This is a genomic window from Exiguobacterium sp. s21 (assembly GCF_018617975.1).
Taxonomy (GTDB): Bacteria; Bacillota; Bacilli; order Exiguobacteriales; family Exiguobacteriaceae; genus Exiguobacterium; species Exiguobacterium mexicanum_A.
In genome coordinates this window covers 70463-92970 of record NZ_JACSLF010000011.1, presented here as the reverse complement: position 1 = coordinate 92970, position 22508 = coordinate 70463, and the positions used below count along the sequence as shown (strand labels likewise).

At 52.9% G+C, this 22508-nt stretch carries 28 protein-coding genes; 16 read left to right on the top strand and 12 right to left on the bottom strand.

The window, feature by feature from the left end; translation table 11 throughout:
- Window positions 1-7: 7 nt before the first annotated feature.
- The gene (locus tag KNP06_RS12290) at window positions 8-826 is read right to left on the bottom strand and encodes a sulfurtransferase (protein ID WP_251129753.1); all 819 of its coding nucleotides are present in this window, start codon (window positions 824-826) and stop codon (window positions 8-10) included.
- 99 nt (window positions 827-925) lie between these two features.
- Here KNP06_RS12290 and KNP06_RS12285 point away from each other — a divergent pair, with 99 nt between their 5' ends.
- The 3 genes from KNP06_RS12285 to KNP06_RS12275 all read left to right on the top strand — a co-directional run bounded on the left by KNP06_RS12285 (window position 926) and on the right by KNP06_RS12275 (window position 4184).
- Window positions 926-2653, top strand: coding sequence for a phospho-sugar mutase (locus tag KNP06_RS12285; RefSeq protein WP_214712587.1), 1728 nt, complete (start codon window positions 926-928; stop codon window positions 2651-2653).
- Window positions 2654-2778: 125 nt separating this feature from the next.
- A complete protein-coding gene (locus tag KNP06_RS12280) occupies window positions 2779-3537 on the top strand; it encodes a transporter substrate-binding domain-containing protein (protein ID WP_034776504.1) in 759 nt (252 codons plus the stop codon).
- A complete protein-coding gene (locus KNP06_RS12275) occupies window positions 3534-4184 on the top strand; it encodes an amino acid ABC transporter permease (RefSeq protein WP_214712585.1) in 651 nt (216 codons plus the stop codon). Before KNP06_RS12280 ends, KNP06_RS12275 begins: the two co-directional genes overlap by 4 nt.
- A 46-nt stretch (window positions 4185-4230) precedes the next feature.
- Here the strand turns inward: KNP06_RS12275 and KNP06_RS12270 are convergent, their stop codons facing one another.
- Entirely contained in the window at window positions 4231-5331 is a 1101-nt protein-coding gene (locus KNP06_RS12270; RefSeq protein WP_034776508.1) for an ABC transporter ATP-binding protein, read from the bottom strand.
- A 103-nt stretch (window positions 5332-5434) separates the two neighbouring features.
- The gene (locus KNP06_RS12265) at window positions 5435-6292 is read right to left on the bottom strand and encodes a PucR family transcriptional regulator (protein WP_308162323.1); all 858 of its coding nucleotides are present in this window, start codon (window positions 6290-6292) and stop codon (window positions 5435-5437) included.
- Between the two features lie 70 nt (window positions 6293-6362).
- Here KNP06_RS12265 and KNP06_RS12260 point away from each other — a divergent pair, with 70 nt between their 5' ends.
- The 6 genes from KNP06_RS12260 to KNP06_RS12240 all read left to right on the top strand — a co-directional run bounded on the left by KNP06_RS12260 (window position 6363) and on the right by KNP06_RS12240 (window position 10314).
- Window positions 6363-7454, top strand: coding sequence for a DUF445 domain-containing protein (locus KNP06_RS12260; RefSeq protein ID WP_214712602.1), 1092 nt, complete (start codon window positions 6363-6365; stop codon window positions 7452-7454).
- Between the two features lie 35 nt (window positions 7455-7489).
- Window positions 7490-7861, top strand: coding sequence for a YlbF/YmcA family competence regulator (locus KNP06_RS12255; protein WP_034776512.1), 372 nt, complete (start codon window positions 7490-7492; stop codon window positions 7859-7861).
- A gap of 128 nt (window positions 7862-7989) precedes the next feature.
- Window positions 7990-8982, top strand: coding sequence for an SLC13 family permease (locus KNP06_RS15345; RefSeq protein WP_251129751.1), 993 nt, complete (start codon window positions 7990-7992; stop codon window positions 8980-8982).
- Entirely contained in the window at window positions 8946-9761 is an 816-nt protein-coding gene (locus KNP06_RS15340; RefSeq protein WP_308162322.1) for an SLC13 family permease, read from the top strand. Before KNP06_RS15345 ends, KNP06_RS15340 begins: the two co-directional genes overlap by 37 nt.
- A 58-nt stretch (window positions 9762-9819) precedes the next feature.
- A complete protein-coding gene (locus KNP06_RS12245; protein WP_214712581.1) occupies window positions 9820-9969 on the top strand; it encodes a hypothetical protein in 150 nt (49 codons plus the stop codon).
- A 15-nt stretch (window positions 9970-9984) separates the two neighbouring features.
- Entirely contained in the window at window positions 9985-10314 is a 330-nt protein-coding gene (locus tag KNP06_RS12240; protein WP_214712578.1) for a hypothetical protein, read from the top strand.
- Window positions 10315-10346: 32 nt separating this feature from the next.
- On the opposite strand, the gene KNP06_RS12235 is transcribed toward KNP06_RS12240, so the two are convergent.
- From KNP06_RS12235 to KNP06_RS12225, 3 genes are all read right to left on the bottom strand, one after another.
- Window positions 10347-10565 (bottom strand): YhzD family protein, encoded by a 219-nt coding sequence (locus KNP06_RS12235; protein ID WP_029595983.1) that lies wholly within the window; start codon window positions 10563-10565, stop codon window positions 10347-10349.
- 39 nt (window positions 10566-10604) lie between these two features.
- Window positions 10605-11696, bottom strand: coding sequence for a DNA polymerase IV (gene dinB / locus KNP06_RS12230; RefSeq protein ID WP_251129749.1), 1092 nt, complete (start codon window positions 11694-11696; stop codon window positions 10605-10607).
- A 61-nt stretch (window positions 11697-11757) separates the two neighbouring features.
- Window positions 11758-12675: a magnesium transporter CorA family protein gene (locus KNP06_RS12225; RefSeq protein ID WP_214712576.1), complete on the bottom strand. Its 918-nt coding sequence runs from the start codon at window positions 12673-12675 to the stop codon at window positions 11758-11760.
- A gap of 172 nt (window positions 12676-12847) precedes the next feature.
- On the opposite strand from KNP06_RS12225, the gene KNP06_RS12220 reads away from it, so the two are divergent.
- Window positions 12848-13720, top strand: coding sequence for an HD domain-containing protein (locus KNP06_RS12220; protein ID WP_371816325.1), 873 nt, complete (start codon window positions 12848-12850; stop codon window positions 13718-13720).
- A 37-nt stretch (window positions 13721-13757) separates the two neighbouring features.
- On the opposite strand, the gene KNP06_RS12215 is transcribed toward KNP06_RS12220, so the two are convergent.
- Window positions 13758-14756: a peptidylprolyl isomerase gene (locus KNP06_RS12215; RefSeq protein WP_034776518.1), complete on the bottom strand. Its 999-nt coding sequence runs from the start codon at window positions 14754-14756 to the stop codon at window positions 13758-13760.
- Between the two features lie 151 nt (window positions 14757-14907).
- Between KNP06_RS12215 and KNP06_RS12210 the strand changes: the two genes are divergently transcribed.
- The gene (locus KNP06_RS12210; RefSeq protein ID WP_308162321.1) at window positions 14908-15246 is read left to right on the top strand and encodes a DUF1878 family protein; all 339 of its coding nucleotides are present in this window, start codon (window positions 14908-14910) and stop codon (window positions 15244-15246) included.
- Here KNP06_RS12210 and KNP06_RS12205 read toward each other — a convergent pair.
- Both KNP06_RS12205 and KNP06_RS12200 read right to left on the bottom strand, forming a co-directional pair.
- Window positions 15230-15793, bottom strand: coding sequence for an HTH-type transcriptional regulator Hpr (locus KNP06_RS12205; RefSeq protein WP_021066715.1), 564 nt, complete (start codon window positions 15791-15793; stop codon window positions 15230-15232). The genes KNP06_RS12210 and KNP06_RS12205 overlap by 17 nt on opposite strands.
- A 60-nt stretch (window positions 15794-15853) precedes the next feature.
- Window positions 15854-16210: a hypothetical protein gene (locus KNP06_RS12200; protein WP_235420126.1), complete on the bottom strand. Its 357-nt coding sequence runs from the start codon at window positions 16208-16210 to the stop codon at window positions 15854-15856.
- Window positions 16211-16384: 174 nt separating this feature from the next.
- On the opposite strand from KNP06_RS12200, the gene KNP06_RS12195 reads away from it, so the two are divergent.
- On the top strand, window positions 16385-16714 hold the full coding sequence (locus KNP06_RS12195; protein ID WP_251129748.1) for a hypothetical protein: 330 nt from the start codon (window positions 16385-16387) through the stop codon (window positions 16712-16714).
- A gap of 50 nt (window positions 16715-16764) precedes the next feature.
- On the opposite strand, the gene KNP06_RS12190 is transcribed toward KNP06_RS12195, so the two are convergent.
- Complete coding sequence (locus tag KNP06_RS12190; protein WP_214712566.1) at window positions 16765-17193, bottom strand: HIT family protein; 429 nt, start codon at window positions 17191-17193, stop codon at window positions 16765-16767.
- A 131-nt stretch (window positions 17194-17324) separates the two neighbouring features.
- Here KNP06_RS12190 and KNP06_RS12185 point away from each other — a divergent pair, with 131 nt between their 5' ends.
- On the top strand, window positions 17325-18374 hold the full coding sequence (locus KNP06_RS12185) for a hypothetical protein (RefSeq protein ID WP_214712559.1): 1050 nt from the start codon (window positions 17325-17327) through the stop codon (window positions 18372-18374).
- A gap of 46 nt (window positions 18375-18420) precedes the next feature.
- On the opposite strand, the gene KNP06_RS12180 is transcribed toward KNP06_RS12185, so the two are convergent.
- A complete protein-coding gene (locus tag KNP06_RS12180; protein WP_034776523.1) occupies window positions 18421-18675 on the bottom strand; it encodes a GlsB/YeaQ/YmgE family stress response membrane protein in 255 nt (84 codons plus the stop codon).
- A gap of 167 nt (window positions 18676-18842) precedes the next feature.
- On the opposite strand from KNP06_RS12180, the gene KNP06_RS12175 reads away from it, so the two are divergent.
- The gene (locus tag KNP06_RS12175; protein WP_214712558.1) at window positions 18843-19580 is read left to right on the top strand and encodes an ABC transporter ATP-binding protein; all 738 of its coding nucleotides are present in this window, start codon (window positions 18843-18845) and stop codon (window positions 19578-19580) included.
- On the top strand, window positions 19577-20707 hold the full coding sequence (locus KNP06_RS12170) for an ABC transporter permease (RefSeq protein WP_214712557.1): 1131 nt from the start codon (window positions 19577-19579) through the stop codon (window positions 20705-20707). The genes KNP06_RS12175 and KNP06_RS12170 overlap by 4 nt, the downstream gene beginning before the upstream one ends.
- Window positions 20708-20746: 39 nt before the next feature.
- On the opposite strand, the gene KNP06_RS12165 is transcribed toward KNP06_RS12170, so the two are convergent.
- Window positions 20747-22045, bottom strand: coding sequence for an ammonium transporter (locus KNP06_RS12165; RefSeq protein ID WP_214712554.1), 1299 nt, complete (start codon window positions 22043-22045; stop codon window positions 20747-20749).
- Window positions 22046-22173: 128 nt separating this feature from the next.
- On the opposite strand from KNP06_RS12165, the gene KNP06_RS12160 reads away from it, so the two are divergent.
- On the top strand, window positions 22174-22479 hold the full coding sequence (locus KNP06_RS12160) for a MerR family transcriptional regulator (protein ID WP_214712552.1): 306 nt from the start codon (window positions 22174-22176) through the stop codon (window positions 22477-22479).
- Window positions 22480-22508 lie beyond the last annotated feature (29 nt).

Genomic DNA, 22508 nt, shown 5'->3' with positions numbered 1-22508 from the left:
CCACCCGTTACGGGTGGACCGTGTTTTCTGGATAACTGATCCAATCAGAGTAAGACCCTGGGTACAGCCGGACGTCGTCCTTCCCGAGGGCATGCAACGCCAAAATGTTGACGCAGGCGGTGACCCCGCTCCCGCAATAGAAGATGGGATTTGGGACATCGAGGACGTTGGCGTACAGCTCTTTCAAGTCATGGAAATCTTGGAGCGTGCCGAGGTCGGTGACGGCCTCGGTGTAGGGACAGAGCACGGCGTTCGGGATATGACCCGGTGTATGATCAATCGGTTCATAACTGCCGTCGTACCGGTCGGCCGTCCGTGAATCATAGAGCCCGCCCGTGACCGTGGAGGCACGGACGTCTTCGATCGTCGCAATCATCTCGTCTTGGAACGCTGGGACGTAATCTGAGGCGGGGTAGGACGGAACGTCCGTCGTCGTCTCGCCGCAGTAAGTGATTCCGGACTGAATCCCGCCCTCGAGCACGATGACACGCTCATGGCCGGCCCATTTGAATAACCACCAAGCACGGGCGGCATAAGGGAATCCGTCATCGTAAATGATGATCAAGTCATCTTTTTGAATCCCGATTCGGCGAAGCGTCTCGGTCCATGCTTCTTTTGACGGCAGTGGATGGCGCCCACCGTGTTCGGACACGGGACCAGATAAATCTTCCATCAAATCGAGGAAGACGGCGTTCGGGAGATGCCCCTGTCGATACACATACTTTCCGTATGAGGCGTCGTTTAATGAATAACGACAATCAATAAAGCGAATCGAGTCCGTATGGACGATGTGTTTCAATTCTTGGGCACGCATAGTTGGAAACATAGTATCACCTCGAAGTTTCGTTACTCCCATCGTATACAAGATGGAACAAATTGGCGAGTACTTCGATTGAATTTTTGAATGTCGAAAGGGGAACTGACCATGACATGGCAACAGACATATGACCGATGGAAACAACACGAGGCGCTCGAACCGCACTTGCGCGCCGAGCTTGAGGAAATGGAGCAAGACGAGACGTCGCTCGAGGACGCCTTTTATAAGACGCTCGAATTCGGGACGGGCGGTATGCGCGGGGAAATCGGACCAGGTGCGAACCGGATGAACATATATACGATTCGTAAGGCATCGCAAGGATTCGCGGACTTTATCGCTGCCTCGGGCGAAGAAGCGAAACGTCACGGCGTTGTCATTGCCCACGACTCACGTCACTTCTCGCCGGAGTTCGCGCTCGAAGCGGCGCGTACGCTCGCCTCGAACGGGATTAAGACATACTTGTTCCCAAGCCTGCGGGCCACACCAGAGTTGTCGTTCGCCGTCAGACATTTAAACGCATTTGGAGGCATCGTCATCACGGCGAGCCACAACCCGCCAGAATATAACGGTTTTAAAGTATACGGTGCCGATGGCGGACAGTTGCCACCGGCTGAGGCCGATGAGCTCGTCTCGTACGTCAACGCGATTGAAGACGAATTAAAGATCGAAGTCCAAGATGAAGCCCCACTCCGCGCCGACGGCACGCTCGTCACCGTCGATGCGTCGGTCGATGCGGCTTATATGGAGGCCCTTCAATCGATTCGCATTCATACGGATGTGCAAGGAGACCCGCTTAAAATCGTCTACTCGCCACTCCACGGGACGGGACGTCGCCCGGTCATGGAAGGGTTGAAGGCGTATGGATTTGAACATGTCACCATCGTCGAGGAGCAGGCCGAGCCAGACGGGTCGTTCCCGACGGTCAGTTATCCGAACCCGGAAGAACGGGCCGCGTTTGAGCTCGCGATGCAGTACGGCGACCGCGTCGGCGCCGACTTGCTCATGGCGACGGATCCGGACGCCGACCGTGTCGGTTTCACGGTCCGTGACCGCAACGGCGAATGGTTCGTCTTGACGGGGAACCAGACCGGGGCGCTCCTCATGGATTACATTCTGTCTCAAAAAGTCGAGACGGGGACGCTTCCGACGAACGGTTTCGTCGCGAAGACGATCGTCACGTCTGAACTTGGGGCGGCCATCGCTAAGGCGTATGGGGTTCACCTCGAGAATACGCTCACCGGCTTCAAGTTCATCGGTGAGAAGATCAAACAATATGAAGAATCTGGTGAATATACGTTCTTGTTCGGCTACGAAGAGAGCTACGGTTATTTGATTGGAGACTTCTGCCGTGACAAAGATGCCGTCCAGGCGTGCTTGCTCGGCGCAGAAATGGCGGCTTTCCATAAACAACAGGGACGCACGTTGTACGATGCCCTCCAAGCCGTCTATGAGAAGTATGGCTTCTACGAGGAGTCGCTCCAATCGATGACGTTGAAAGGGAAAGCCGGTCTCGAACAAATCGGTCGAATGATGGAGGCGTTCCGCGCCAATCCGCCACAAGAAGTCGGCGGCTACGAAGTCGTCCGCTTCGAGGATTACAAGCAACAAGTCGCGACGAACTTGCGTCAAGGAGAGACGCAAGCAATCGAGTTGCCGTCGTCGAACGTACTCAAGTTCATCTTCGAGGATGGCTCATGGTTCTGCCTGCGTCCGTCTGGAACGGAGCCAAAAATCAAGTTCTACTTCAGCGTCCACGCCGATAGCGCCGAGAAGACGACGGTTAAACGAGAGGCAATTGAACGAGATGTTATGAAACAAGCGAAAGCAATCGATTAAGCGAGGACCACTACCCTGACGAGGGCAGTGGTTTTTGTTTGACATTGAATGCCCCCGTCAGTATGATGAGTGTATTGTTCAAAACCATGTAATCATATAAGGATTATCAGGAAGGTGGAATTCATATGAAAAAATCGTTAACAGCAGTACTCGCTATCGGCGCATCGTTCGGGGTGCTCGCAGCATGCGGCACAGAGACAGACAGCGGTTCAGAAGAAGCCGTCATCACAGTCGGAACAGAAGCGACATACCCGCCATTCACGTATAAAGATAAAGGTGAAATCACAGGGTATGACATCGATGTGTTGAATGAAGCGGCCGAGCGTGCCGGTTACACGGTCGAATACGAGCCGATGGACTTCAAAGGACTCGTTCCAGCCCTCGACGCGGAACGCATCGACATGATCGCCAACCAGATGAGCATCACGCCAGAACGTGAAGAGAAATATGCGTTCTCAGACCCATACGCCGTCTCAGGCGCACAAGTTATCGTCGCTTCAGACAATGAGGACATCCAAGGCATCGACGACCTCGACGGCAAAGTCGTTGGCTCGACACAAGGATCGGTCTACGCCAAGCTCGCTGAAGAAGCTGGAGCTGAAGTCAAGTTCTACAAAGGCGCGAACCAAGTGCTGCAAGATCTTCAAGTCGGACGTCTTGACGCAGCGCTCAACGACCGTCTCTTCATCTTGACGGAGCTTGAGAAGACAGGTTACGACGTGAAAGCGGTCGGTGACGTCTTCAACAAGAGCGAAGCGGGCTACATGACACGCCAAGACTCGGACGTGCTCGATAAGTTGAACGACGCGCTCGCTGAGATGCAAGAAGACGGTACGATGGCTGAAATCGGTGAGCAGTACTTCGGTGAGGATATCAGTCAATGAGTGAACTGATCACGACCGTCATCGAGAACCGTTCGGCCTATGTAGAAGCCGTACAATTGACGTTGATCGCCAGTATCCTGTCGATTCTCCTCGCCTTGGTGCTCGGTCTGATCATCGCATTACTTCATAGCAGTCCAATCAAAATCGTCCGTTTGTTCACGCGCACGTATATCTCGTTCTTCCGCGGGACACCGCTCTTGTTGCAACTTCTCATCTTGTACGTCGGTTTGACCGGATTCGTTCAGTTGAGCGGGATGCAGGCGCTCATCTTCGGGTTAGGCCTTCACTTCGCGGCCTATATCTCGGAAGCGTTCCGGGCGGCGATCAATTCGGTCGACCAAGGACAAGTCGAGGCGAGTGTCGCCCTCGGCATCCCGCGTGCGAAGCGCTTCAAGGATATCATCTTCCCCCAGGCGCTATCGCGTGCGATCCCACCGGTGTCCAACTCGGTCATCGATATTATCAAATCGACGTCGCTCGGTTCGGTCATCGCCGTCCAAGAGTTGACGTACGTGTCGGACCAAATTGCCGCGACGACGTATCTCGTCATGCCGCTCCTCTTGTTCTCGGCATCGATCTATTGGATCTTGTCGACGCTCATCCAGGCGGGGCAGCATCGTCTCGAACGTCGGTATGCGATTCGCTGACACAAAGAAATCCCTTCGATTGCAACCAATCGAAGGGATTTTTGTATTAACGGATGACTTGTTCTGTTTCCGTGTCGAAGAAATGAGCTTTCGTCATATCGAGTGCGAGTGTGACGTCATCACCCATGTGGATGTTCGAACGTCCATCGATGCGAGCCGTGAACTGGTGGCCGCCAAGTTCAGCGTACAAGTATGACTCAGCGCCCATGAGCTCGGCGACGTCGATATGTGTGCGGAACGTGTGCGTCGTTGGTGAGTCGATGTAGATCGGCTCATCGTGGATCGATTCTGGACGGATTCCGAGAACGAGCTCTTTACCGACGTAACCGCGGTCACGAAGACCTTTCATTTTGCCTTCAGGGACGTTGATTTCTTCACCACCGACGAGGAACTTCCCATCAGCCAATTTACCGCGGAAGAAGTTCATTGAAGGTGATCCGATGAAGCCGGCTACGAAGATGTTGTCCGGGTTTTCATATACTTCTTTCGGCGAACCGACTTGTTGGATGATTCCGTCTTTCATGATAACGATGCGAGTCGCGAGTGTCATCGCTTCCGTTTGGTCATGGGTAACGTAAATCGTCGTCGTGTCGAGACGGTTGTGCAATTGGATGATTTCTTTACGCATTTGAACGCGAAGCTTGGCATCCAAGTTTGAGAGCGGCTCATCCATCAAGAACACTTTGGCATCACGAACGATGGCACGGCCGATGGCGACACGTTGACGCTGACCACCTGAGAGTGCTTTCGGCTTACGTTGAAGGTATTCTTCAAGTCCGAGGATACGGGCCGCATCTTGGACGCGACGATCGATTTCATCTTTTGGGAACTTGCGAAGTTTCAAACCGAACGCCATGTTGTCATACACACTCATGTGCGGGTAAAGTGCATAGTTTTGGAAGACCATGGCGATGTCGCGGTCTTTCGGTGCGACGTCGTTCATGCGCTTGCCGTCGATGATGAAGTCGCCGCTCGAGATTTCTTCGAGTCCGGCGATCATACGGAGTGTCGTCGATTTACCGCAACCTGAAGGTCCGACGAAGACGATGAACTCGCGGTCCTTGATGTGCAAGTTAAAATCGCTGACTGCCTTTGAGTCGCCACCTTCGTATATTTTATCAATGTGGTTCAATTGAATTTCTGCCATGTCGTTAGCCTCCTGGGAATCTGTTCTTGTATAATAGCGCTTACAAGATTGATTATACGGTGAAACCGCTTGCATTGGATATGTACACGTTGCACAAAAACGATTACTCAGATTTGTGCAACGTGACAATGAGTTGAAGCAAACTCGCATCATAGAATTGGCGGGCATCGTATCCCGTCAGTTCGTACAGCCGATCGAGCCGATAATTGAGCGTATTTCGATGCATGAACAATGCTTTAGCCGTATGGGATACGTTTAAAGAGTAGGCGAATAATGCCTCTAACAGCTCGATGTTCGTCTTGTCGAGCGTCGTATATACGGCCTCAATCAATTGGAGACGTTCGGCAAAAGTCTCATGGTCTTCTAGCAAGTAATGGTATAATAGTTGACTAGCAGGGTAAGCTTTAGTAGAGAGTCTCGCGAACGGGCGCAGCGTTTGATGTTGTTGGTACAGTGTCCCTAACACACCGAGCGGTCGCTCGCTATAGATGACATGGGCCTCAACGTAGCAATCGCTCGCCACGGCTCGTAACACGTCCTCGAACTCGGACAAATCGACGAGTTGATTCATCTCGATGATTTCCACGTGATGTCGCGTCATGACGACGATTTCCGCTTCAGGCATGAAATCGTGCAATATCTCTAAAAATTGCTCGAGCGATTCCGGCTCTTGATAATGGAGCGACAGCGACAACAACCGAAATGGCTGGGCAATCCGATACGAATCTGTGAGCAAGCGGTCTTGCCATTTCTCTTGACGCGGATCACGCGTCGTCACAAACGGTGTCGCCGACCATTCAAGTAGCTGTCGTTCACGCTCGCTCAATTCCATTTTGGGTAGTCCAAACACGGTCCCATCGTGTGCTTGGTACCAGATGTAGTCTCCGGATGCATCTTCCGACCGATGGACAACGGTCGGGAAAATCGATTTAATACGATCATACGTAGTCAATACAATCACCTCTTCAAACAATGTATCATATTTCAGAACGGAGGCAGGCAGTTTGGACAGTCTACTAAAAATATTCATCATGATCGCCATCGGGGCGACAATCGGGGGAGTCACGAACTTTCTCGCTATCAAAATGTTGTTTCGGCCCCATCATCCTAAATACATCGGGAAGATGAGAGTTCCGTTCACCCCGGGGTTGATCCCGAAACGTCGCGACGAATTGGCAACGAGCCTCGGGAAGACGGTCGTCAAGCACTTGTTGACGCCTGAAGGGATGCGTAAGCGCCTGCTCGATGAACAAGTTGGTAATCATATTACGCACTTCGTGCAAGGTGAGGTTCGGACGATGCTTCGTTCAGACAAGACGATCCGTTCGCTCATCGAACCGCTCTATCCCGATGCGGAGACACGTGTGTTGGGAGAAGCGGATACGAAGCTCCGTCAAGAGCTCCGACTTGTCCTTGCGGATGTGAAGTCGCGTCAACTATATGAGCTTCTCGGTGAAGACGGGATGGACCGTGTCCGCGGCATCATCCCCGAAATCGTGGACGCCCTGCTCGTCAAGTCAGAAGAATACTTTTATTCGGCTGAAGGCGAGGCGCAACTTCGGCACATGGTCGACTCGTTCGTCCAACGTCGGCTCGGTTTCATCGCCGGGTTCGTTCAAAACTTGAATTTCGTCGAAATGATTCGTCCGGAGATTATCAATATCTTGCGAGGTGGCTCGACTCGGTCTGGCATGGCGACGATGATCACGCGCGAATTCGAGCGGTTCAGTGAACGCTCGGTCGATACACTGCTCGACGACCGATTAGAGGAACGGTTGATTGACGGTGTGACGACGGAAGTCGTCTCGCGTCTCCCGGTTGGGGAACTGCTCGATCGGACCGTCCACTCCTATACGCGGGACGTCGAAGACCGTGTCATCGAAGAACTCGTGCCGAACGGCGTGAGGCTCGTCATCACGCGTTTCACGGATCAAATGGAGACGGTCATGGATCGCCTGAAAATCGATCAAATCGTTCAAGAGCAAGTGAGCTCGCTCGATACCTCGTACCTCGAAGAGATCGTCCTTTCGATCTCAAAACGAGAGTTCCGGGCAATAACATGGCTTGGCGCCTTATTAGGTGGTATGATTGGATTGATTCAAGGGTTGATTGCCATCGTTTGATCGGCACGCCCTAATAGTTTTTAGGAGGACGTCACATGTCACAATCAAACTTGTACGATCATGCTTACCAATTGGAAAAAGCACTTCGCGATTCTGAGGAGTTCACAAATCTCTCTTCACTATACGACCGTGTCAATGCGGATGCAGAAGCGAACCAGTTATTCGCTGACTTCCGTGATATCCAAATGACGCTTCAACAGAAGCAAATGCAAGGCGAAGAAATCTCTGAACAAGAGATGATGGATGCGCAGACAAAAATGATGGGCGTTCAACAAAACGAATTGATCATGGAGCTCATGCAAGAAGAGCAACGCATGCATCAACTGGTCACAGAAGTGACGAAAATTATCATGAAGCCACTTGAAGAGCTCTACGCTCCGATGGTGAATGATAACGAAGTTCAATAACAGTGAAGCGGATGGCAATCGAGCCATCCGCTTTTTTGTTGCCTAGATTGTCACCCAATTCATGATAGCGCTTACATAAAGCGTGGTATACTCTATTTGTAGGTCATTCACAAGGAAGGGTGGACGCCATGGTCACCTTGGTGATTTTAGCCGTCATGATCATCGGTTTTATCGGAGGTTGGCTCCGGGCCGACTTGGTCGCGCTGATTGGTCTCCTCTTGCTCGTTTTGACAAATCAACTGACACCGGTCGAAGCGATGGCCGGTTTTTCGAATTCGGTCGTGCTCATGATCGCCGGACTGTTCATTGTCGGTGCCGGGTTGTTTCACACCGGACTCGCCGAACGGTTAGGGGCCGCTCTCATCCCGTACGCGAAAGGGAGTGAAGTACGTCTCTTTCTCGTCCTCATGGTCACCGTGACGTTTCTGTCGAGCCTGATGTCGAACACGGGAACGGTCGCTTTGTTGATTCCGGTCGTGCTCGCCATGTCAAGGCAGATGGGTACGAGCCCGGCGAAATTGCTCATGCCGCTCGCCTTTTTCTCAAGCATCGGTGGGACGATGACACTTATCGGAACGCCACCGAACTTAGTCGCCGCGGAGACGCTCCGAGGGGCGGGGGAAACGCTTGGATTTTTTGCGCTCTTGCCGATCGGTCTCGTCGTGGCTGTGGTCGGACTGTTATATTTCTATGTCGTTGGGAACCGTCTGCTCGGGGCGGGGGATATCCGTTCGTCGGCGGCTCATCCGTTGATGATACCGCAAGTAGCCGTCTATGCGCTGTCCATCACGAAAGGACACCGCCTCGTCGGTCAGACGCTTAGTGACGTTAAGTGGTCACGAGACGGCTTGGTCGTCGTCGGCGAACACCGAAAAGGAGTGGTCCATCGGTTTATCACGGCCCGAGCCGACACGGTGCTTACGGAAGGGCGTGTCCTCGTCAGTGGTGATGAGACGGATGTCCACCGCATCGCCCGACAAGAAGGATTGGTCGTCGAGCCGGTTAACGTCAAAGATGTGTACGCAAAGAGTCGGGCGTCGCCGTTTTCACGATTCCGACCGACAGCCCGCTCGTCGGTCGCTGTTTGTCCGAGAGTCGGTTGCGCAATGAGTATCGATTGAACGTGCTTCAAGTCGTACGCCCGAACGAGGAAATCGCCATCACCCGATTGAAAGATGTGCCGCTCGAACGAGGAGACATGCTTGTCGCCCAAGGGGAGTGGGCCGACTTAGAGCGGGTCGGAAACGAGACGCATCTCTTGCTTGCCAATGAGCACGTGACCGACGTGGCCAATCGGGCCGTATCCGAACGTCATCAACTAGCAGCGGGATTGATCATGCTCGGAATGGTCACGCTCCTTGTGTTCGAGTGGGTCGACCCGACGGTAGCGGTATGGCTCGCGGCGCTTGCCATGGTGCTCACCGGAGCCGTCCGCCAAATGGACGTCGCGTATCAATCGATTCAATGGTCCTCGCTTCTTTTGATCGCAGCGATGATCCCGGTCGGCCAAGCGCTCGACAATGCTGGGATCATGACGTGGCTCGTCACATGGATCAGTGAGTCGTTCGGGCAGGCTGGTCCGGTCTGGGTGCTCGTTGCGCTCTTCGTCGCGACGATGGTGCTGAGTCAAATCATCTCGAACACGGCGACGGCCGTCTTATTCGCTCCGCTCGCACTGTCGCTCGCCTCGGCACTCCAAGTCAGTCCCGTCCCGCTCGTCGTCGCCGTCGCCATCGCGGCCTCGCTCGCGTTCATGACACCATTCGGGTCACCGACGAACGCGATGGTGTTCGGCATCGGCGGCTATCGCTTCTTCGATTTTGTCAAAGTCGGCTTGCCGCTTCAGGTCGTGACGGCGGTCATCGCCATCTTCACGATTTTGTTCATCTTCCCGTTTTGAAGGAAATGTTGTTTGCTCTGCCGAATGTGTAAAAAAATGCTAAACGGTGAGGTGAGAGATGATGTGGAAACGAGTTGGGATGATTTTGGCTGTGTTCTTGCTTGCGGCCTGCTCGAATGAGAGCGAACAGCCGGCACCGACGCTCGGGGCGGACGCCAAAGTGGCCAAGACGTACTTAGAGGAGCAAGGCTATGACGTCGTCTCTTAAAAAGGGAATAGAACGTTGAGCTTTGAAAAGGCAGATCTGCTTGAGTTGCCAACGCAAAGTACGTGGCAAGTCCAGATGACGCCGCCGGATGACTATATTGGACGTGACATTCGACATGAGAACTTCATCGTCCGCAACCATCCGCTCGATGAAGTCGCAGAACTCGGCCAGACGAACGTCTCGGTCATGATGGTGGACGGCGAGATCATCGGCGGGACGTCATATCCGGATTCGGCCGAGCCGCTTACCGGAGCGAGCTATTCACTCGATGGGAAGACGGCGGAAGAGCTGCATCCCGATTACATGGAGTGGCGCAGCGAGTGGGAAGCCAAATATAGCGAATGAACAAGCGCCTCGGGATTCCCGAGGCGCTTCTATTATGAGGCCGTGCCTTTCAGTTTTCCTGGCAGTTTACAGCGCTCGAAGTAGATGAGTTGACCGCGACGTGCGATGCGGGCCCCTTTATGGAGGTGCCCGGCTTCCTCGAGCATCGCGAGCCCTTTCGCTTTCGCCTCGTCATCGCTTGCCGCGGTAAATGAATCGTTCAAGACGACCGTGCCGTCGTTCTCGAACGCTGTAATCGTATACTGTTCCATCCGTTCGCCCCCTTTGCTTCCATTGTACTGAATGACTATTCATTCTTCAAGCGAAGGTTTCGTCAGCTCTTCGAATGTGAGTTGACGTGCTGTTTCGGTACGCGGAATCAACTCCGAGACCGTCATCCCGATCAAGCGGACCGGTTCGGTGATCGCCATCTCGTCGAACAGACGGCGGGCGAGCCGTTTAATCTCGTCATGGTCGTGCGTCGGATGGTTCAATTTGATTTGATGGCTCCGGGCCTGGAACTCGCTCGTCTTGATTTTGATTGTCACCGTCTGACAGCTGAGCTCACGGCGGTCGAGCTGATGGAGCACGTCTTCGATTTCCGGGATGACGCGTTCGTACACTTCTTCCGGGTCGTCGAGGTCGAACGCGAACGTCGTCTCGGAGCCGATCGATTTTCGTTCCCGGGTCGGGACGACGGGGCGGCTATCCCGACCGTGGGCGAGCTCATATAACTGATTTCCTCGGTCGTGGCCGAAGATGGCCTTCAACTGCTCGGGGCGGGTGCCCTGCAAATCGGCGATCGTATGGTAGTCATGCTTGAACAACGTCTGCGCGGTCACTTTGCCGACCCCGTGCATCGTCGTGATCGGGAGCGGGGCGAGGAACGCCTCGACGTCATCCGCCTCGACGACCGTCAGTCCGTTCGGTTTGTTGAATCCTGAGGCGATTTTGGCGACAAACTTCGACGGGGCGACCCCGGCCGAAGCGGTCAGTCCGGTCCGGCGTTTGATTTCCCCAAGGATGTAGCGCGCGATATAAGGGCCGGACGTGCTCATGAGCGTATTCTCCGTCACGTCCAAGTACGCCTCGTCGAGCGAGAGCGGTTCGACGAGCGGCGTGATCGATTTGAAAATGGACATCACTTGTTGGCTGACGTGCCGATAGACGTGAAACCGCGGTTTGACGAACGTCGCCTGCGGACAGAGTGCGAATGCCCGACGTGACGACATGGCGCTGTGCACGCCGTATTTTCGCGCCTCATACGAACAAGTGGCGACCACCCCACGGCTGTGAGGGGCGCCACCGACGATGACCGGTTTATCGCGTAAGTCAGGGCGGTCGCGTTGTTCGACCGAGGCGTAAAACGCGTCCATATCGACATGGATGATCAATCGTTCCATGAACATCACCTTTCTGTATCATTTGCTCCTTTCAGTATACCGAACTTTTGTTCGTTTTTTGCTAGTTTTGCTTATTTCGTTTGTTGCGCTGTTTATCCAACTTTTCTTGGCTACGGATTTGATTCGGGAATTGCAGGAGTGACCCAATCCAATTTTTTTGCTTCAACCAGAAATAAATCAAAACCGTGAAGCCGATGATCATAAGCCAGGCGAACAAATAGCCGAGCGGCCACTCGAGCTCGGGCATTTGTTTGAAGTTCATGCCCCAGACCGCACCGAACGCGACGACGGGCGTCGTCAAGGCCGTGAAAACGGTGAGCGCCTTCATGATCTCGTTGCCACGGAAGTTTGACAACGTCGCGGCCAAATCGGTCATCGCGATGATGTCTTCCTGGTAATGTTCAATCAACGTCAGGAGCCGATTGACGCGATATTTGGCGAGACGATACGCTCTCAATTCGTTTAGGTCCATGTCGAGAAACGCCTCGCGCCCGGCCATGAGCAGTTCGCGGTACGGGACGACGGTATCGGACCATCGTTCGATCTCGCTGCGGAGCCCGAAAATCTCATTCATGAACTGGGGCGGCACTTGCCCGCTCATCTCGCGCTGGGCGACCATCAACCGTTCTTCATATTCATCGATGCCGTGAAAGTAATAGTCCATCTTTTCAGCGAGCAAATCATAGAACGCCTCGATTGGTGTATCGTATTGCTTGGCCGCCACTGACTGACAATAGATGTCATCAAACCCGATCGTCCATAAGAAATCCCGGGTCACGAAGTAGTGCCCGATCTTTTGCGGTTCGCGCTCGAGCTGTTCATAGTCGAGCGTGAGCGAGCCGTACATATAGTCTTGCGCGACAATGATTTTTGTGACTTTCGCCGTCGTCAACTGCTCGAGCCAATACGTGTACGCTTCTTCATAATGATTGTCGACCTGTACGATTTCTTCGGGTCGTGTATACCATTTCCAACTCATCTTCCATTCCCCCAATTTCCTTCTCCCTCAAGTATTCCCGCTTTCCTAAGAAAGTTGGCATCTCACGTGAACTTTCGTTAAGATGAAGGTACTGACAAGAAGAGAGGTGCTTTTTTTGACGACTACTAAAATCGGTCAGCTCAAAGTGGGCGACACGTTAAACCAATATGTCATGATCAAACAATCCTATCGAGGACTCGCCGGAAATGGCAAACCATATTTGACGCTCATTCTTTGCGATGAGAGTGGAGAGATTGAGACGAAAGTATGGGATAGCGCCGACACGGATAAATATGCGACGAAAAAAATCGTCCACGCTTCCGGAGAAGTGATGGATTACCGCGGGCGGACCCAACTGAAGCTCAAACAAATCTCCATCATCGAAGGGGAGACGGACATCGCGCCTTACGTCCGTTCGGCACCTGTACCGAAGTCGGAACTCGAGACGGGAATCCGCGGCTATATCGATGCAATCGGACACGCGGGCATGCGTGAGCTCGTGACTGCGCTCGTCGACCGGAACGAAGAGGCTTACTTCACGTATCCGGCCGCGGTGCGACACCACCATGCGGTCTATTCGGGCCTGGCGTTCCATGTCTTGTCGATGCTGAAACTCGCTGAAACGATGTGTGACCTGTACCCGCAATTGAATCGTGATTTGCTCGTCTCAGGTGTCGTGCTCCACGACTTGGCGAAAGTGATCGAGTTGTCGGATGCGATCACGCCGGAGTATACGCTTGAAGGTAAACTGCTCGGCCACTTGTCGCTCATGGCGTCTGAAATCGAGGTCGTGGCCCGAGAACTCGGAACCGACCGCGAAGTCGTGACGTTGCTCCAACATCTCGTCCTCAGTCATCACGGGAAACCGGAGTGGGGATCGGCGAACGCGCCACAGCTCCCGGAAGCCGAGATGTTGTTCTTCATCGACAACATCGATGCCCGGATGAACATGTTCGAGAAGGCGTTCGAGGGGATTGAACCCGGAGCGTTCACTGAGCGGGTCATGCCACTCGATAACCGTGCGTTTTATAAACCGAAGCTATGAAGGCATAAAAAAAGACGTCCCGCGGGACGTCTTTTGCTTATTGCTCGGTCGATTCTTCGGCCGGTGCTTCTTCTGTACCTTCTTCTGACGCTTTGATGGCGTCTTTCACAGCGTCGAACTGTGTTGAAGCTTTCGCATCTTTCACGTCGACGTTATATTTCTCGATCAACTCGGCGTAGATCTTGTTCGCGTCGACAGAGGCTGCTTTTTCAGTTGCCAATTCTTCACGGATGCGATCTTTCTCGTCTTCGAGTTTAAGATCTTTTTCTTTACGATCCATGACTTTGATGACGTGGAAACCGAATTGTGATTGGACCGGCTCAGATACTTTGCCGACCACGTCTTCTTGGAACGCGTATTCTTCAAACTCTGGGACCATGGCGCCGGCTGAGAAGTAACCGAGGTCGCCACCTTTTTCACCAGAACCTGTGTCTGTCGATTTCTCTTTCGCGACGTCTGCGAAGTCAGCGCCATCGTTCAATTCTTTGATGATCGCTTGGGCTTCTTCTTCTGTCTCAACGAGGATGTGGCTCGCTTTGACTTCGACGTTCTCTTTCGCGAATTGTGCCTCGATGTCTTCGTCCGTCACTTCGACGAGTTCTGACTTCGCTGCATCGACGAGCATTTGTCCGCGGAGCGCTTCTTTGAACTCGTCCGTGTCAGTCATGCCAGCTTGTTGAATCGCTTGCTCGAACTCTTCTTTCGAGTTGAACTGCTCTTCAGTCTTGCTGAACTCTTCGTCAACTTTGTCTTGTTCGACTTTGTCGCCGTATTCTTTTTCAAGCAACTCGTTCATCGTTTCTTGGAAAGCTAGTTGTGGGACCATACGGTCGTAGCTCATGTCCGCGATCTCGCCGCGTGTCACTTCGCCGCCTTCAAAGGAAACAACTGCTGAGTTGTCCGAAGACCCGCCGTTTGTCGCCGCATATGTGCCGCCGACACCGATGAGAAGTGCAATCGCTGATGCGCCGACGAGGGCGCCTGTTGAAAACTTCTTGTTTTGTTTGTTCGGTTCGTTCGTCATTCCGTTTGACATATATTCCACCCCTAAAAATCTATAAGTTTCTAAATCCGACTATACCACATTTTGTTAATGATAACAGCTGTTCTCTTGCCTGTGTAGTATCATAGCACAGAAACGTGTCGTATAATGATAAAAGAGAATGTGAAATGATGGGGTGGAGAACGTGTCGTTAGAAGAGAAAATCAATCAATTATCGTTTCAAATGGAACTGTTGCTCGGGGCGGTCGATTGGTCGGAGCGGCCCTTTGAACATGAGGTGCTCAAGGCGAATCTGACACGGCAAGAAGTCGTCGCGTTTTTCGCACTGCTTGATGATATTCGAGAACGACAAAACGAGCAAGCGCGCTACGGTCTGTCGTCCATAGAGCCTTTGCTCGTTCATTTCGTCGGCATGCTTCATCCTCATTTAGAGGCCGAGACGATTCTCGCGGCGTGCGTGCGCCAAGGGATGGCGCTAGACGTCACGGAACCGCTGTATCGGCAGGTCAAGCTTCTTTACTGATCTCGTCGTCCTCAGGGCGACGTCCGGCTTCTTCTGTGATCATCTTCGACGTTTCAGCGAAGATGTCCATGAAGTTGTCGCCATACAAGCGGCGAACGATCGCGGTGATGTCCGTCAAGTCCGGGAATTTCCCGTACAATTCTTGGAGCGGGAGGGAGGCGCGGAAGACGCCGTTCTCTTCCGGATCGAACGCATGAATCGTCTCGAGCAAGAGCGCTTCGCCTTCAGGCGTCAATTGGACGTACGTATTTCGTTTGTCCGTCTCCTTTTTCGAGAACGTGAGCAAACCGCGGTCTTCGAGTTTCTTCGAGAAGTTGAACGCCGTCGATACGTGCATGACCCCATATTTGGCGATCTCTGAGATCGAGGCGCCGCCGAGGGCGTGAGCGATCCATAAAATATGGTGTTCGTTAATGTTCAAATCGAACGGCTTGATCCAGTTCTGCCAGTCTTTCTCGACCGTCTTCCACAATGCCTTACTAAGTTGAATGATTTTATGACTATAGAGCATGGCCTCAGGGCCAGTGAATTCTTTTTCATGTTCCATGTCGATCCATCCTTTCCGGATACAATGTGACTAAAACGACGGGCGATGACAACAGACCGGTCAGTTGGTCTTTTCCGCTTTCGCTTCGGTCATGTCTGACTGTACGTTCGAAAGCTCGTCTAGGTTTCCTTGGATCCGCTCGATTGAAGGCTGAATGTCTTGTTGATAACGTTCGACTTCGGCTTTCACTTGATCCGTCAATTCTTTCCCTTGCAATTTACCTGCCGCGGCTACTTGCGACGCGTCCTTGGCAACTTTTTGGAATTGTTCTTTCAACGTAGTGATTGTGGACGCCCGGTGTTGATTGGCCGCGGCATCATTTGCCGTTCCACGGGCGATTTTCTTCACGGTCGCAACCCCTAAAAACGCTACGACGAAGCCAAATGCAACCCACTCTCGACGATTGTGACTCGACAATACATTCCCCTCCTCAAGCACACTGATGCTACAATACATTCTTTTCATATTATTTTACCAAAAAAGAGTGATTAAAAACCTATATCTTAAATAAAATTTTTCAGAACATTCAATTTTGACCGAAAAATCATTTTATTTTAAACTATGGGTAAAGGAAGGTGACCTCCAGTGAACATGCAAAAGCGTTGGGTTGATGACATGCTAGACCTGTATAACGCGGCCAAGCGACTGGGAGATGACCCTTGGGCACAGACAATATTGGAAGCACTCGAGGCGGGATATGAAGCGTCGGAACAGAATGAACAGACGCGTAAACAAACTTTGCTTGAAAAGCGACTCGTTGAAATAGACGCCCGTCTAAATTTGTTAAGAAAAGAATTCGAACAAGCGGAATCTGTCAAATCGCGGCAACAGTTGTACGAGCAAGCGATTAAATTACAAGTCGAACGGGCCCAAATCGAGGAAGAGCGGAAACGTCATCTCGATTCGATCAATTCGTCATAAGGGCACATAAGACAATGGACCGGTCGCTCCAGGAGCGGCGGTCCATTTTTTCATAACTTCGCTTTGATGCCGGCAGCGATGGCTTGCATGTCTTCAGTGGAGTAATCGTCTTGGTGCGTCTCCCATTTTGCGTCAAATCCATCTGTCTCGCCATAGCGTGGCAACAGATGCATATGGAAATGGTAAACCGTTTGTCCGGCGATTGCTTCGGCGTTCGATAGGATGTTCATGCCGATCGCGCCCGTCTCGCGCTGGATGGCGTTTGCGATAGCAGGCACGGCTTGGAAGACGTCCCGGGCGACATCGGCTGGCAGTTCATAAATGTTTCGGGCGTGATGTTTTGGGATGACGAGCGTGTGGCCTTTCGTGACCTGCGAGATATCGAGGAACGCGACGACGGCGTCGTCCTCGTATACCTTATAAGAAGGAATCTCGTTTTGGACGATTTTACAAAAAATACAGTTGGCTTCAGTGTGCATGTGGGTTCCTCCATTCGTAAATGACTATTCCACTTCATCATAACATGGAAATTCAGGCGGAAGAATGATTGTCCGGGAGGATGAATCGTCTTAGACTAGAAACAACAGCAATCAAGAGAGGAAGTAAACGGATGGCGTATGTACGATCGAAAAAAACGGTACGGCGGAGGCGAATCTATTATGTCCTCCTTGCGACAATCGTGCTCGGGCTGATCGCCGGGGCCGTCTATCGCTGGGGATATCAACCGGCAGCCGCCAATGACAAGATTCATGTCCGGTTCAAAGAGGCGTTGTTGAACGAGGACGTCAGCTTCTTCCAGGAGAACGTCGAGTATGAATCAGAACCGCTGACACGAGCCGAGGCGCTCCGCTTCATGGGCTGGTTGAATGAAGAGAAGACGATTCGGGGCGAGGCCATCTCGGAAGTAGCGCAGGACCGCGCCGACCGGGAGCAAGGTATGGAGACGGATGGGTTGTTCCGGCTCGTCGATACGGGGGCAGGACGATTTGGTTTCTCGGACTATCGGATTGAATTGTTGCCGAAGACGCTCGTTGTGACATCGGACGTACCGTTGACGAACGTGTGGGTGGACGGTGCACAAGTCGGTCGAATTGATGAAGGGGGCGGTGAGGTGGCACTCGAGCGTATGCCGGGTCGTTATGACGTGAAAGCCGTCGCCGTCATCGATGGGTCGACGGTGACCGAGACTGAGGTCGTGACGCTGACAGAAGACGATGACTTGGCGTTTGCCTTGTTGCCGGAACAAGCTGAGACCGTCGCCGGGCAGTTCGATCTTGATCGGGCCGAGTTGATTGAAATCGAAGTCGAAGCTCAGACAGGTCACTCGATTGAGACGATCGAAGGGCTGATGAACAAACGTGAACAAACCGTCCTCGACGAGATTGGTGAACCGATGGAGCGAGGGGACGTTTGGCGCTATGAGGGGATGGAGTTACGGTTTGTTGACGGGCGCGTCGAACGCATCGACATCGATTTACAGAAGCGGCCGGATGACCTCATTGCGCTTTTAGGTGAACCGAACGAACGAGTCGAAACGGACCTCGGTGTCGAATGGCGCTACGACCGGACGCTGCTCGAGTCGATTTTCACGTTTTTGCGCTGGGAGAGCGAGAAACGATTCATCGAGCGGGATGAGGCCCTCTATCTCATCCTCACATGACAAAAAACGGGACCCTCGCCGAGGGTCCCGTTTTTCTAGCACTGGATTAGCGCTTTTTGTTCATTGACTTCATAACGAACGATACGATCAAGATCAAGATAATCGCACCGAGAAGTGCTGGGATAATCGCGATGCCGCCAACTGCAGGACCGAAGTCTCCGAAGATGAGACCACCGAGCCAAGCACCGATGATACCGGCAATGATGTTCCCGATGACGCCACCTGGTACATCCTTACCTAAAATAAGACCTGCTAACCAACCGATAATACCCCCGACGATTAAAGTGATAATCCAACCCATAAAAACATTCTCCTTTCTGTTTTGTCCATTGTTCTCACTAGCAATTTTATGGAACAATGGAAGTATTGAATAAGTTTTAAAATGCCTTACAGTTCAGATTATTCCCATGTGACAGCTTTTAAAACATATATCACGAAAAAAAGTTGAAAATGAGGGGTGGAGTTTTCATGTTGCACGTCGACCAGTTGAACGGCGGTTATATAGGTAAACAAGTGTTACACGATGTTTCGTTTGAAGTGAAAAAAGGTGAGCTCGTGGGGCTCATAGGGCTAAACGGCGCCGGGAAATCGACGACGATCAAACATATTTTAGGATTGCTTGATCCGATTTCGGGATCGGTCGAAGTCGATAGTGAGACACTCGCTTCTTCGGAAAATAACTATCGTAAAAAAATAAGTTATATACCCGAGACCCCTATTTTATACGACACATTGACGTTGCGTGAACATTTGACGCTAATCGGGAAAGCGTATGACATCGATGCGGCCGACCTGAAAATCCGGACCGAAAGACTGGCCCGAGATATGCGGATGGAGAAGCAGTTGGACTGGTTTCCGTCCGTTTTTTCAAAAGGAATGCGTCAAAAAGCGATGATCCTCTGTGCACTCGTGACAAAGACGCCGCTCCTCATCGTCGATGAACCGTTCGTCGGGCTCGACCCGCTTGCGATTCGCCAACTGCTGCGATTGTTTGATGAGTATAAGGAAGATTGCGCCATCTTGATGTCGACCCACATCTTGGAGACGGCGGAACGTCACTGCGACCGCTTCGTTTTCTTGCACCAGGGGTCGGTCATCGCGACCGGGACGGCGGCGCAGTTGCGCGAGACATATGGTCTTCGTCCGGACGCCACGCTCGATGACATTTATGTTGAGGCGATTGATGCCGAGGAGCGGAAGCAATGAACGTGTTCAAACAACGATTTGGCGTCTGGGTGGAGGACGTCGTGAAATACAGCCGGTACGTGGCGAACGGCGGTTTGTTGTTCACACTTTATTTCACGCTCATTTACGGAGCGTTCGTTTACAACCAGTTCTTGATGGACTTGGACCCGGCATTCCCGAGTGAGTGGATTGTGGCGCTCCTCTGGTTGCTTCTGCCGCTCGGGCATCGCCCCCGCACATTGATTCAAGAAGCGGACCAAGTATTTTTATTGCCACGACTCGGTGAGATGCAAGCGTTCATGAACGGCGTTCGACTATTCAACGTCGTCTTCGCTGCCGTCCGTGCCGTTCTCATCATGCTCGTCGTGTTGCCGCTCTTCGTCCGGACGCAAGCGCTCACCTCGGTCGAAGTCGGGGCCATCATTGCGACGAGTGTCCTGATTTCGGTGGCGGGGCGGCTCGCCAAGTTGGATGGGGTCAAATATGTCGTCTTGCCGAGCGCGCTCGCGAGCGGTTTTCTCATGCTGTTTGGTGTGCCGATGTTGACACCGGTGCCGGCGCTCATCCCATTCATCTTGCTCCACGTGCGACGAAATCGACGCATCCCGCTGTTCGATTGGCTCTTGCTTGAAGAGAAGAGCAAATCCCAGTTCAACCGGGTCGTCAGTTGGTTCGTCGATGTCCCGGTGATGCGGGAAGATGTGCGGGAACGATCGCTCATCGTCAGCCTGCTCGAGCGCTCGGTCTTGAAACGGGCCGATGCGGCCCGGTACGTCTATGGCCTCCGGGTCATGCGCTCGAACGATTCGCTCGATCTCGTGTTGCGTCTTTCCGCCGTCGCGCTCGTCGTCATGTGGCTCTCGGGCGGGTGGTACGTTGGGTTGGTCGTCCCGCTTTTCGTCGGGTTGACTGCCTTGCAACTCGTCCCGTTGTTTAAACGACTCGACACGGTGTCGATGGCGTCGTGGTTGCCGATCACTCGTGCCGAGCGGCTCGTCGCCTATAAATGGTGGGCGACACGGCTGTTGTTCGCGCAAATGCTCGCCCTTGGCGCGGCTTCGCTCATGTTCGGGGCGACGTGGGACGCGCTCGTCGGTCTCGCGCTCGCATATATGGTCGTCCGGTACTATTTGAGCCGACTGACATGAAACAGGGACACCCGCTTTGGGTGTCCCTGACTGTTGTCGTTATTTCTTCGGTGACATGACCGATACACTCGACCCGAGAATTTTCGGGAGGCGTGCCGGAGTTTCAGGTTCTGTCTCGACTTCACCGTATGCGGATACACCGTGCTCGGCGATGTCGAGGCCCATATCTTCTTGTTCTTCCGTGACACGAAGACCGATCGTGACGTCGAGCAATTTCAAGAACACGTAGCTACCGCCACCAGCGATGACCATTGCGATCAAGACCCCGAGTGCTTGAACACCGAGTTGACCCAAGCCGCCGCCGTAGAAGAGGCCGGCCGAACCGATGCCCGTGATTTCGACCAAACGAGGCGAGGCGAAGAATCCGAGCGCGAGCGTCCCGATGATTCCGGCGACCCCGTGTACCGAGAAAGCACAGAGCGGGTCATCGACATATTTTGCCATGAGGATGCTCGTGCCGTATGTGGAGATCGAAGCGACGGCACCGATGACGACGGCGGCCCATGGTTCGACGAAGGCACAGGCAGCAGTGATCGCGACGAGCGCCCCGAGCACACCGTTGACGATCGTCGGGATGTCCGCTGTCTTCTTATGCATCATGACGATGGCGAGGGCGCCGAGGGCACCGGCAGCCGTGGCGAGCATCGTCGTAAGAGCGACGTAACCGAAGAAGCCGTCTGCGACCGACATCGTCGACCCGGCATTGAATCCGAACCAGCAGAGCCAGAGCACGAGTCCACCGACGACCGTCAAGACGTGGTTGTGACCGGCGAGTGATTCGGTTTTACGACGTGGTTTCAAGATGATCGTGGCCATGAGGGCGGCCATTCCGCCTTGAAGGTGGACGACGGCCGAACCGGCGAAGTCTTGCATCCCCATCGATCCGAGGAGTCCACCGGCCCATACGGAGCGGGCGACGATCGGATAGAGGATGGCGACGAAGAAGATACCGAACAAGACGTACGCGGAAAGTTTGGCCCGCTCTGCGAAACCGCCCCAGGCGATGGCGAGTGCGACAGCGACGAACGACAACTGGAACAAGAATTTGATGTCGATCGAGACGTTGGCCCAATCAAGGCTCGTGAACGATCCGTTCATGAAGAATCCTTCCGTCCCGAACCAGCGGGTCCCGTCCCCGAAGGAGAGGCCGAAGCCGACAGCCCAAAAGGCGAGTGCCGCCACAGAGAGGCTGATGATTTGTTTGACTGCGACGTGCCCGGCGTTTTTAGCCCGGAGCGTCCCCGTCTCGAGCAAGCCAAAACCAAGTTGCATCGTTAAGACGAGCAGTGCAGCGATGAGTACGAACAGCGTGTCCATATAATATAAAATGTCTTCCATGTTGCGATTCCTCCTTTTTGCGATTGATGATTCAAAAGTTGTTTTCAGTGTAAGACGAAAAATTCGACTTGGATTGCAATTTGTCAGATTATCTGACATAGTTTTTTTATGAAGGAGGAGGACGAGGGATGGACTATAAGTCGAAGAAAGTAATCGGGATGGGCGTCATCACTGATCTGACAGGACTTTCGGAGCGACAAGTCCGTTATTATGAAGCGAAAGGGCTCGTCTTTCCGGATCGGACAAAAGGTGGATCACGTAAATATTCCTTCCATGACGTCGAGCGATTGGTCGATGTAGCGTCGAAACTTGAGGATGGCTGGAGAATTCAAGACATCAAAGAGCGCGAGAAGCGTTTGTCGACGAAACAGCGTGACGATTTGATTCGTGGTCAGCTCAATTCGGCATTCCGCACGTATCCGCCAAAGAAATGACACAAAGAAAACACAATGAAAATGCTTCA